Here is a 10,559-nt window from a genome sequence, read left to right as displayed (position 1 = left end):
ATAATGGGGCTCAGGCGCTCTCTGCCGCCTTTTCCGTTCCTCACGTGGGTAAAATACTCCCCCTGGAACAACCGGGCGTCCTGGAGCATCCCCAGGCGCTTCACGTCTGCTGGCGTCAGCTCCGCCGTCGGGCGGCTCTCCAGGCTGGAGATCTCCGCTTCAATCTGCGCCCTAGTCACCAGGTCTTTCCCCCGCAGCTCCGCCAGCTCGCTCCGGCGTAGCCCCGTCCCCTTGCAGAACTTAATCAGCTCGTCGTTGTTGGTCTTGGAAAAGTGCCGGTCGCGCACCCGGTCGCCGCGGCTCCGCTTGATATCCTCCCGGTTCCGCTTTGGGGGCTTGAAGTAGTTTTCATCATCGGGAGAAATGCCGTACAGCTTGCCCATGGCCTTGGCCTCTAACTGTACCGTCCAGGCGGAAAGCCCCTGGTCAGCCCTGGCCTGTAGCCACTCGTTGACGTACTTCCTGGCGCTTTTCAGCGTGGTACATTCCGGGTGATGCTCCTTGATGTACTGGATAAAATACTTGGTGTGCTTCCAGTAGCTCTTGTAAGTGTTGAAGGAGAAAATCTTCTCCTTATCCGTCCCGGCAACCACCGCCGCCCGTTTGCTCTCCCCAAAGGCTTGCATCCCCACCAGCTTGTCATAGGCTTGCTGATGGAGGTCTTTATAGTACGCCTTATTCCTGCGGCCCACCGTTACCTCCATTCTTTCGTATCACTTATATAATTTATTTAATTTATATAAATTATTTAATGTATTCCTATTATATACTTGATATAAGTTAAAGCTAAGGCCGCCGCCTGCCTGCCCATGGGGGCCCGGCATTTGGCAAAGTACACTTTTTAACGTCTTATGTGTGACGGTTTTGGGGTCTCTCCCCTACACTTTTTTGAGCTGCTTATGTGTGCAGCCCCGGTTTATTGAGATCTACGGCAGTTCGGGATCTGTCGGCCCCTTTTTAGAGGGAGCTACTCTCCGGCAGATTTACAGTATGCCAGCTACTATCCGAAGGGTTTATAGGGACAGATACGTTGTACTTACCCGTACTTTCAAAAGGATTACTTATACGGGGTCGATGGTGCGCTTACCAGTTCACAAAGGTTACTGCGGCGAGCCCACGCACCATATAGGGGTATCAAACCTATCTCGGCTCCTATATTAGCAAACTGCTAAACCCCTGACCGGCAGCTCCCGGCCAAGACGCTCTGGGCCTAATTACTATTTACCCTCGCCCAGACGAGCATGAAATCTCTGCTGCAGCTCCCGGCCAACACCGGCCGCAGCCGTTCGATCCTGCCTCCTTCCTGCAGGGGCTGCTGATTCGTAGCCCCTGCAAATACACGTTTTCCTCCAGTGTCATGTTACCATAGATAATCCAGACTGTCAACTTATTACGAAAGATAACCGCATAACGGTTTACCCGTTCATTATATAAACGGGTAAACCGTTATACGCCACTGTTGCATCCAGGCTCTTTTTCCTGCTCCCATGTAAGATATAGCTCTTTTTCCTCGTCATATAATCGTAACTACTTAATATTCTTTAGGAGGTCATAATATTGAAGAAACCTAACTTGCCAATTATAATTCTCTGTTTAGCGATATGTGTATCTGGCATAGCAGCATTATCCTTAAAGACTTTTCATACAGTAAATTCCACGACTTCTCCGTATTTACTCTATCTAAAGGTTCTTCAAGGAAATCAACAATTTTATAATGTAGAATCAGGTGATTATTTGGATATCCATCAATTGAAGGAAACTATCACTTCAGATAATCTCCCTTTTTCAATTCAGCAGTTTGCAATAGTAGACTTAACCCAAAATGGGATTAAAGATGTTGTCCTGCAATTTTCACTTGCTGAAAATAATCAAGCCGGTTTTATAATACTACATGATGAAAGCGGAACTATTTACAGCTATACCCTTGTCAGCCGATCTATGTCAGATCTAAAAGTTGATGGTACATTCATATTTTCCAGCGGAGCTTCAGATTGGGGAATTGGATCACTTATCTTATCCTCCAGCGGCTATGAAATCGAAAAAATATCATATTGCGAGTCTTCTCTATTCTTTGTTGATAAGCTCCCTGCAACACAAGCAGCCTTTGAAACTGCAGTTAGTCAGCAAGGCTTTAAGGAAAATGTTACATGGTACAATTTTACAGACGATAATCTCTCTCTTCTAACTCAACAATAATTCTCAGAAGAAATATTCCCCCAATGCGGTCTGTATATGATACAGCCTTACATTGGGGGAATATTTTTTACAAGAAGTTATACCACTTCTTTGCGTTTGCAACACGCTCGCTTATTTTCGGAACTCCGGGCCGCTCATAGTGTCCACAGAAAATACGCGCTAAGATATCTGCGCTTTTATTAGATACCTTAAACTGGCTCGCCGTAAGAGTCTCGCTCGTTCCGTACTTAGATTGATTATTATCTGGCTTAAACCAGTTTCCAACCGTATTCATACTGACAATCAAATAATCCAATTCTGCATCCATTAACTTCTTTGGGTTACTGTAAGCCAGGCTATTAACAGCTTCAGCCGTTGCCGCACTGATAACTCCTTCTTTTTTGGCCCAGTCGATAAACAATTTTCCATCATCCCACTGAACCAATCCATATCCCAAATACATATCATTCAGCGATTGCCATACAGCAGGGTTAATCGTACTCTCACTGTTCATATTTCCAAGAATCCCACAGATAGCATTCTTGGTGAATCCTTTCTTCTTGAGATAATTATAGATGTACTCCGCATTTGTTTCCATCTGATCATCTCCCAAAGAATCCGCCCCAGAAGTAACTCTGGTATAAACCGTTGGCAACGATGTAGCCGTTACTTTCCACTGCTGCGCTTTCTTTCCGGCCGTCGTTGTCGACAGTTTCTCCCAGGAAACATCACTTCCGGACTTTGTGCCTCCTGCCGTTAGGTATCTTTCTGGGTGGGATTTCAGTCGGATATAATATACTCCCGTGCTTACCTTTTCAAAATTAACATAGGTGTCACTATTGCTGGTATAGACATCACAATTCCATGTAGAGGTATTGGCATTCAGCATATAAGAAAGATTATTGATAATCTTAACTTGCTGATTGTTCCCAAGAGACGCAATCGACCAAGTCTGGTCAATCGGGCAGGATTCATCCCAAATATTTGTATTTTTACGTCCAGAAATCGGCCCAGAGGCTGCGATATTCAATAGCTTTCCCGTTCCCGCGTGTGACTTGATCTTGTAATATCCCATAGTAGTAATCCTCCTGTTTTCATTATAGTTTAGCACCGGGTGAATCCCCTCATTTGGTTAATTCCGCCCGCTTCTAACACTCTTAGGAACCCCGCTTCTATAAACATTAGGCCAAAGGGAGGCCTCCCTTTGGCTCTGCACACGTGCAGAGCCAGTTTCTCTCATTTTGCAGTCGCTGTAACAGATACATCAGGTTTAGCTACTCCATTGACAGTTGCAGACAAAACCAATTTATAGGTTTTCTTTGTTTCAACCTTACAGGTTTTTGAAATTGTAACAGAGCCTTTCCCTGATGCGCTCCACGAAGCGATTTCCTTACTTCCTTGCATCAATGTAACTGTAATCGAAATTGCATCGTTGCGGTTTCCGCTATTGTACTTTCCTACGCAGTATGCTGTTGTCCCTTCAATCTTTAGAGTGGGTTTCCCAGAGATCGCTTTCGTACTAATTGCAGCAGAGGTCGGAATCATGACAGTCGCCAGCAACAGCACCAGAAAGAATAGCGGTATAATTCTCTTCTTCATAAAAACACCCCCTCTCTGCTTTGAGTAAAGTACACTTTCGCACTTATACCCTACTAACGCAGAGAGGGGATGCTTTTCTTACACGATTCGCCAAATTTTTTCAATCAACCTGTAAAACGGAAGCTGCCATCTTTTGAAGTTCATTGCCTTCAAGAAATCCATCAATTATAAATTGCATCTTTGCTCCATTATCATACCATGTTATACAGTTGCTTTGCTCTGGATCTACAGAAATGTATAGATGTCCAGGGCATCCGTTGACGCCAATTTCTGTGACCTCCATATTTTCTGCATCTATTATAATTGCAGAACCTTCCTCTACCCGCATATACTCAAATCTCAATATCTCTCCATCCGAATTTTCATAAATAATTTCCGTGTTATTAGGGAGCTCTTGTGGTATTCCTATCCTGGTATAATCAAATGGGAGATCTATCACTTCATATAAGGGCAGTTTTGTAGAATCCGACTCTCCAAAAAATTTATAAATGATACTGCTCTCGTACCATTCTACAACCCAGTCAATTACAGCGGCTCTGACCGTCGGACTTGCTACCGTCAAAACTCCAAAGGGCAAAGAACACGTCAAGACGATTGTTGCTACTACCTTTACAAATCGCCTCCTATAATCTCTCTTGTGCCGCTCTGCCCATTTATTGGGGTTATTCATCATTGCCATCATTTGTCGTTTGAAACGTGGAGATACCGAAACCTCTTTATTATTAGAGAGTTCTTCCGAAAAGTCTCTCGAAATAGCTTCCAATAAAACCCCTTTAATAATAATATTTTCTTCTCCTTCCGTCATTTTATGTATCCCTCTTCTCTCAATTTTCTTATAAGCAGCGCCCGGCCTCGGTGAATCCGAACATCTACTGTTGTTTCCTTCAATGACAACGCCTTCGCAATTTCTTTAGTGCTTCGTTCTTCTACAAATCTCATTTCTAATACTGTCCGATATATATCTGGCATTGCGCGTATTGTATCTATAATTGACCTTGTATTATCATTTTCTAAATCAATATATCCTTCTACAAAATTTTCATCGAATTGTAATTCCGGCTTTTGCTTTCTCAAGGCTGTAATAGCCTCATTCCTTACTATAACAACGAGATACGCCCCTCTTTTCTTACTCGGTACAGCTTGAATTTTCTGAAAATGATCTACTACACGTATCCACGCATTTTGAACGACGTCTTCTGCCGCATACATATCTTTTGGAAAATAACGCTTCGCCACGTGCAGCATCATATTCCCATATTGATTATATAAATCTGTAAATAGTCTCCTTTCCTCATCACTTTCCAGCATTGATAAAAAAATCAGCAAAAGTTTCTCACTCCTATCTTTTACTGAGATCTATCAGTCCTATGATAAATAGTCTACAAGCCCATCTCGTAATAGCACTGACATCTTGAAAACGTAATTGTAGATATTTAGACACAGTGCTTTTCTATTTCTCCATACCTCTGAATTTCTGCCTTATGTTCCACACGGTATCCCTCCAACAGCTCCCCGATCAGTTCGCTCACGCTACGCCGTTGCACATAGGCGATCTTCTGAATATCCTCGTACACGCTGGGTAGCACCGAGAGGCTAATCCGCTTCTTCAGCTCCCGATCCTCCTTCGGCCGGCCCCGCCGACCGGAGCTGGTGGCCGCCATGGGCGGCTGCTCCACGAATTTCCCAACGGTAGCGGATCTCCTGCGGCTCTCCCGCTCCTCCAGCTTACTCATGCTCCTGTTCCTCCCTCTTCTCCCTGCCGGACATAATCATGTTTGCTATGGCCACGTATTCCTTCGCAAGCTCACTGCTGGGGGCCTGCTCTACAGCCGCCAAGCCGTCATAAATCCCCTTCTTAGCCACCGCCAGCCGTTTAATCACGCCCAGCAGATTATACTCCTTCTGAAGCAGATCAAGGATGTCATGGTCATCGCCCACCCTTGTATCGTACAGCGTGGCGATCACCCCCAGCACCTTCAGCTCCGGGTTAATCAGCTCCTGGATCTCCTGGATGCTGTCCTGGAGCTGTGTCAGCCCCCGGTAGGCCAGGTAATCCGTCTTGACTGGAATCACCACTCCGTCGGCGCAGGACAGGGCATTGATGGTCAGGATAGAGAGCTGCGGCGGACAGTCAATCAAAATATAGTCATACTGCCCCCTGGCCTCCCGGAGCGCCCGGTCTAAAATCTTCTCCCGGCTGGCTCTGGAGAGCAGTTCCATCTCCATGGGCGCCAAGTCGATGATCGACGTGACGATGTGCAGCCGGTCACTAAGCTGCTGCACACACTCCATGAGCGGCGTCCCATCCTTCCGCAGCACATCCACGATCGTCCGCTCCACCTCCAGCGGCTCCAAGCCCACACTGATCGTCAGGCTGGCCTGGCTGTCCAGGTCAATGAGCAGCACCCTTTTCCCGGCAGCCGCCATAGCAGCCCCCAGGTTGTGTGTCGTGGTGGTCTTGGCCACCCCGCCCTTCTGGTTTGCGATTGCAATTACCTTCACTGTCTCTACTCCTTTTTCAATTATATAAATTATTTAACTTATTTAAGTTATCTCAATTATATCATATATATAACTTATAGCAAGTAAAAAATGGCGAGGCTGAAAGCCTCGCCATTTTCATACCTTCACAAATAGGCCGATAGGACACACGCCCTCAAATCCCGGCGTGGATATGTACCAGCAGCCAGGGCCTTCCGGCTCCCAAGACACTTCCAGGGTAATGTCGTGCCACCCGTCAGGGAACAGGGCCGTAAACCACTGTCCGGCGTGTATGCCGTATCCCTCCAGGAGCAGGCGGGGATGCGGATCGGCATCTGCTGGGTCAGGGAGCTGCAACTGCGCGATCCTTTCTTTATCCCAGCTCATAATCGTCCCTTCCTTTCTCAATCATCATAGTGGCCCAGGCAGGAGATAATATAAATGACCTCTCCCTGCTCATAGTAAACGATACGATTAGTTTCATCAATGCGACGGCTCCACCAGCCGCTCAGGTTGCCCCGCAGCGGCTCCGGCTTACCGATTCCCTCATAGGGGCTTCTCTGAATATCCTTTATCAGCGCGTTAATCCGTTTCAGCGTCTTTTTGTCCTGTGTCTGCCAGTACAGATACTCACTCCACGCCCGATCCTCCCACAACAGCCTCATCAGTCTACCTCAATCAAGTCATGCTCGGCAAAGCGGGCCTTGCCAGCCTTCACATCCTGCATGACGCTCTCCAGGTGCCGGAGGTTACTTTCCGAATAGAATGGATCAGCCGAAACCTCAAACGGGATGCGATACTCCCTGCCGACTTTCTTTGCAAACATCGTAAAGGCTGCGCTCATGGAAAGGCCCATCTCGGTACAGGCGCGTTCCATTCTTTTTTTTACATCTTCATCCAACTTAAAATTAACATTGACCGTGTGTGCCATGTCCAACACTCCTTTCCTACTCATAGTATATGCAAAAGTAAAGAAAAATACAAGCATTTTTCTTTACATCTTTGTTACACATTAGCCCACTGTATGTAGCCATTTAGGGGGCATAAACCACTTGATTTGCAAAGCTTTTTGGCCGCTGTAGATAGGGGGGTGGTTGTTTACCTTCAGAGAAGCGGAAACGGCCCTCCTGGGCCGTCCAGAGGCCGGAAAACGCCCCTATTCCTCATCCTGGACACGCAGCCGGAGGTGGGCAATTCCACCACTTGCGGATCGTTTTCGGGTCAAGGCCCGTATCCCGGTGGCAGTCGGCCTTACGGCCCTCCGGGTTCTGTTGACGCCACTCATACACCCGGTCTTGAGCCGACGGGCGACCAGCCCACTCAAAATTCGGATAATCAACCATCTGGACGGCCCGCGCCCTGCGCAAATGCTCTGCTTGCTTACGCCAGTTCCGCTTATTAACCGGCATAGTCAGTCCGGAGATCTTCGCTATATCGTCCCTCGGAAACGTCACATAGTCCTCATTGAACATCTCCAGAGCGCACACTACATCATCCTTCGTAAAACGGTTGATATCCTCCACGCTCATATCGTCATAGGGTTTCAACAGGGAGAAGGCGTCATGGCGCAGCTCCTCCTCACTGATCCCACACTTCATTGCGTAAATCGCCAACGTCATAATACCGTAGAAACGGTGGCCAACCCGGATTTCATCGGCAATACGGTGCAGCCACCAGTCATAGAGATCCCGCTTGACCGTCCAGCGGCCCCGCCGCTCCTTCTTGACGACCCGCCGCTCATACCAATCCGGGTATTTCTCCTTCGCCTCGGCCAGCGAGAGCCGCCCCTTCCGCATGAGGCCCAGGAGCCGCTGCTGCTCCCCGTTGCTGTCAGGGATAAACTCCAGCAGCTTTTCCAGCGTCACCCGCCCGCCGAGCCGGTAGGCCGTTACAGGATACTCCCGGCCCAACTTGGAACCGGAACCGACCACCCGGAAGCCCTGCAAAATACCCTGAACCTGCGGTTCCTTGATGGTGGAGGTATACCTGTTCCATATTTGCCGGGTAAGAGAATATTTCAGCTCCTTCAAGCATTTCTGATTGTACGGGTACATAGGGATCGGTTCCTGCAGCACATAATACAAGTGAAGCCCCGTTCCGCTGTTTACGACAAAGGTTGCCTGGGGAAGAATATCATTGTTCATCTGGTGCAGTGTGTCCCGGAGCTGGGGCATCCCCACCCCATCCAGGTCAAAGACCAGGGCATAGAGATACCGTGCATTTTTGCCGCACCGCTGACGCCCGAAATAGGAGATAGGAGACATGATGGTAAAATCCGTGTCGTAGACCTCCGACAGCTCCGACAGTTCATCTGTGATGGTATAGCGTTTGGCCTTGCCCTCCTCCTTGATCTCCAGGGCAATCCCCGCAGCCTTCGGCGGCACCGTTACCGCAATCCCGTTGCCCTTCGCATCCTCAAAATGGCCCTTCCGTTCAAAGCTGCCCACGGGGAAGATCTCTCGGTAGAACTCAAAGGGCGTGACCGGCTCCAGGAACTTCTCCAAATGCTCGTTCTTTTCCCGGTACAATTCCTGTAACCGCTCCATAGCAGCCTGCTGATCCATAACCATACGCTCACCTCCAAAAGAAAAAGTAGCAAAAAGAAAATCCGCTACGGCGGGGAACGCCTGCGGGCGGGAAGGGGGGAAAGGGGAAGCCAAGAGCGGCCCCTTCGGGGCCTTAAAGAGAAAGTCACCTTCCCCTTTCCCCCCTGGCTCCAGCTGTGGAAATGATGGAAAACCCTATCGGGTTTACCACATTACCACAGCCTCCGCCCACCCCCCTTTTCCCTTCCGACTTTCTCTCCGTCCGAGAGAGAATTTTAAGAGACTTTTTGAGGGCCTAAAGGCCCAGAGGGGGGCATATATTATCAATACTTTTTTCCCCCATATTCGTCAAAGCGATTTTCTCGCCTATTTCCAGTGTCCCCTTGCCCCTCTTACTCGGCATATATTATCAATACTTTTTTCCCTATTTTTCGACTTTATTATAGCTCGGCTGGACAGGCCTTTTCAAGTCCTCCAGCCGAGCTATTTTCTTTTGTGCTGCAGGAGGAAGGTCAACGCACGCAGGGCCTCATTTCCTCCGGTACAGGCCCCAGGGGCCGGGTGTGGTAAAAAACTACCTCCCAATAGCCACTCCGGCCATTTAGATTTAACTTCCGCTTCATCATTATGTTTTCGTCTTTATTTTTCTCCCACCATTCGCTGTATTGAATCATGTCCTCAAACTCCAGGTCGCAGCTCACCCGAATCCCTACTTTACCAATCAGCCAGTCCCCGCCGGTCTTATCCCGAAGTAGTTCTCTCCTGATCTGCTTCCTGGCCTGCTCCTCGGTAAACTCCATTGAATAGGGACTCTGTATCACAGTTTCCCAAAGCATTACCTTTCCCCAGCTATGGCGGCTTATTTTATAGCGGTACTCCTTCTCCATGGAGCGAACCACCGCATACCCAGTGTGCTCCTTCTTTGGCCGGAGACTCCGGTCGGCATTGGCCCGCTCCCTTGAAATCCGCAGTAGATTAGCGTTAAGGCCCTTCTGGTAATTGACCTCTTTTTCAGCCCTGGTCAGCTTCTCCTCCATGGCCGTCACCTGTTCCTGCGCGGCCTCCTCGGCCTCCCTGACCCGCTGCTCGGCGGCCGCCCGTTCTCTTCCTATCGTCCTCTTTGCCTGCTCGATCGCCTCATGCTTATCACGCTCTGCCACGGCAATCCGGCGAAGCAGCTCGTCGTATTCCGCCAGAGGGAGCACCGCGTGGCTGCTATCTTTGTCATTTCGACCTCCAGGCAAAACCCCGTATCCCAAAAAGCCTCTGCTTTTAGCAAACTCGACCATGGTATCCCCCTTTATAGCCCTCGGATATAGTTGTCGGCCACCACGCTGATCCGGTTATGTCCCAGGGCCTTACTGCATACCAGCATGGCCGCCTTGTCCAGTTTTCGCCCGGCCTCGTCCTTCCTGCAGGTGTAAACCTGGCTCTGATACCGGCGTCCCGTCCCACGGTTTATCCGGTCGTAGGGGATATCCTGGATTGCCCTGGCGTGGGCCTTGTAAATGGCCGTTGCATACTCGGCCCGGTAGCCGTGAATATCGGCGCTCTGGTGGACGTGCTGCCATACCTTTTCCTCGCCCGGCGTCTCCTGTATCCTCTGGACGATCTGCGCCGCATTTGGGCCGATAATGGGGCTCAGGCGCTCTCTGCCGCCTTTTCCGTTCCTCACGTGGGTAAAATACTCCCCCTGGAACAACCGGGCGTCCTGGAGCATCCCCAGGCGCTTCACGTCTGCTGGCGTCAGCTCCGCCG

Annotated in this window: 13 protein-coding genes and 1 pseudogene; 1 reads left to right on the top strand and 13 read right to left on the bottom strand. The window is 49.1% G+C overall.

Going from position 1 to position 10,559, the window contains the following annotated elements; all coding sequences use genetic code 11:
* Positions 1–692, bottom strand: a pseudogene (locus NE547_RS17600) (hypothetical protein); the annotation flags it as partial.
* An 865-nt stretch (positions 693–1,557) separates the two neighbouring features.
* Here NE547_RS17600 and NE547_RS17595 point away from each other — a divergent pair.
* On the top strand, positions 1,558–2,196 hold the full coding sequence (locus tag NE547_RS17595) for a hypothetical protein (protein ID WP_154042255.1): 639 nt from the start codon (positions 1,558–1,560) through the stop codon (positions 2,194–2,196).
* A 67-nt stretch (positions 2,197–2,263) separates the two neighbouring features.
* On the opposite strand, the gene NE547_RS17590 is transcribed toward NE547_RS17595, so the two are convergent.
* From NE547_RS17590 to NE547_RS17535, 12 genes are all read right to left on the bottom strand, one after another.
* Positions 2,264–3,250 carry a phage tail tip lysozyme gene (locus NE547_RS17590; protein WP_024725229.1) on the bottom strand — a complete coding sequence of 329 codons (987 nt, stop codon included), beginning with the start codon at positions 3,248–3,250 and terminating at the stop codon, positions 2,264–2,266.
* A gap of 161 nt (positions 3,251–3,411) precedes the next feature.
* Entirely contained in the window at positions 3,412–3,774 is a 363-nt protein-coding gene (locus NE547_RS17585) for a hypothetical protein (RefSeq protein ID WP_154042256.1), read from the bottom strand.
* Between the two features lie 100 nt (positions 3,775–3,874).
* Entirely contained in the window at positions 3,875–4,579 is a 705-nt protein-coding gene (locus tag NE547_RS17580) for a DUF4367 domain-containing protein (protein WP_024725228.1), read from the bottom strand.
* Positions 4,576–5,100 (bottom strand): RNA polymerase sigma factor, encoded by a 525-nt coding sequence (locus NE547_RS17575; protein WP_024725227.1) that lies wholly within the window; start codon positions 5,098–5,100, stop codon positions 4,576–4,578. The genes NE547_RS17580 and NE547_RS17575 overlap by 4 nt, the downstream gene beginning before the upstream one ends.
* A 107-nt stretch (positions 5,101–5,207) precedes the next feature.
* Complete coding sequence (locus tag NE547_RS17570; protein ID WP_024725226.1) at positions 5,208–5,507, bottom strand: hypothetical protein; 300 nt, start codon at positions 5,505–5,507, stop codon at positions 5,208–5,210.
* Positions 5,500–6,276, bottom strand: coding sequence for a ParA family protein (locus tag NE547_RS17565; protein WP_024725225.1), 777 nt, complete (start codon positions 6,274–6,276; stop codon positions 5,500–5,502). The genes NE547_RS17570 and NE547_RS17565 overlap by 8 nt, the downstream gene beginning before the upstream one ends.
* A 117-nt stretch (positions 6,277–6,393) precedes the next feature.
* Complete coding sequence (locus NE547_RS17560; RefSeq protein WP_024725224.1) at positions 6,394–6,642, bottom strand: hypothetical protein; 249 nt, start codon at positions 6,640–6,642, stop codon at positions 6,394–6,396.
* A gap of 17 nt (positions 6,643–6,659) precedes the next feature.
* The gene (locus NE547_RS17555; protein WP_024725223.1) at positions 6,660–6,920 is read right to left on the bottom strand and encodes a Txe/YoeB family addiction module toxin; all 261 of its coding nucleotides are present in this window, start codon (positions 6,918–6,920) and stop codon (positions 6,660–6,662) included.
* Entirely contained in the window at positions 6,920–7,186 is a 267-nt protein-coding gene (locus NE547_RS17550) for a type II toxin-antitoxin system RelB/DinJ family antitoxin (RefSeq protein ID WP_024725222.1), read from the bottom strand. The genes NE547_RS17555 and NE547_RS17550 overlap by 1 nt, the downstream gene beginning before the upstream one ends.
* A gap of 232 nt (positions 7,187–7,418) precedes the next feature.
* On the bottom strand, positions 7,419–8,825 hold the full coding sequence (locus tag NE547_RS17545) for a hypothetical protein (RefSeq protein WP_024725221.1): 1,407 nt from the start codon (positions 8,823–8,825) through the stop codon (positions 7,419–7,421).
* A gap of 488 nt (positions 8,826–9,313) precedes the next feature.
* On the bottom strand, positions 9,314–10,090 hold the full coding sequence (locus NE547_RS17540; RefSeq protein WP_154042258.1) for a hypothetical protein: 777 nt from the start codon (positions 10,088–10,090) through the stop codon (positions 9,314–9,316).
* Between the two features lie 11 nt (positions 10,091–10,101).
* Positions 10,102–10,559, bottom strand: a 458-nt coding sequence (locus NE547_RS17535) for a hypothetical protein (protein WP_370866863.1), incomplete at its 5' end; no start/stop codon positions are given.

This window comes from Flavonifractor sp. DFI.6.63, from assembly GCF_024462255.1.
Lineage (GTDB): Bacteria > Bacillota > Clostridia > Oscillospirales > Oscillospiraceae > Lawsonibacter_A > Lawsonibacter_A hominis.
This window is presented reverse-complemented; position numbering and strand designations above follow the sequence as displayed.

Coding starts and splice junctions, on each gene's coding strand:
- NE547_RS17555 (WP_024725223.1), bottom strand. CDS start 6,920: ATGAGGCTGTTGTGGGAGGATCGGGCGTGGAGTGAGTATCTGTACTGG.
- NE547_RS17590 (WP_024725229.1), bottom strand. CDS start 3,250: ATGGGATATTACAAGATCAAGTCACACGCGGGAACGGGAAAGCTATTG.
- NE547_RS17580 (WP_024725228.1), bottom strand. CDS start 4,579: ATGACGGAAGGAGAAGAAAATATTATTATTAAAGGGGTTTTATTGGAA.
- NE547_RS17540 (WP_154042258.1), bottom strand. CDS start 10,090: ATGGTCGAGTTTGCTAAAAGCAGAGGCTTTTTGGGATACGGGGTTTTG.
- NE547_RS17560 (WP_024725224.1), bottom strand. CDS start 6,642: ATGAGCTGGGATAAAGAAAGGATCGCGCAGTTGCAGCTCCCTGACCCA.
- NE547_RS17550 (WP_024725222.1), bottom strand. CDS start 7,186: ATGGCACACACGGTCAATGTTAATTTTAAGTTGGATGAAGATGTAAAA.
- NE547_RS17545 (WP_024725221.1), bottom strand. CDS start 8,825: ATGGTTATGGATCAGCAGGCTGCTATGGAGCGGTTACAGGAATTGTAC.
- NE547_RS17585 (WP_154042256.1), bottom strand. CDS start 3,774: ATGAAGAAGAGAATTATACCGCTATTCTTTCTGGTGCTGTTGCTGGCG.
- NE547_RS17570 (WP_024725226.1), bottom strand. CDS start 5,507: ATGAGTAAGCTGGAGGAGCGGGAGAGCCGCAGGAGATCCGCTACCGTT.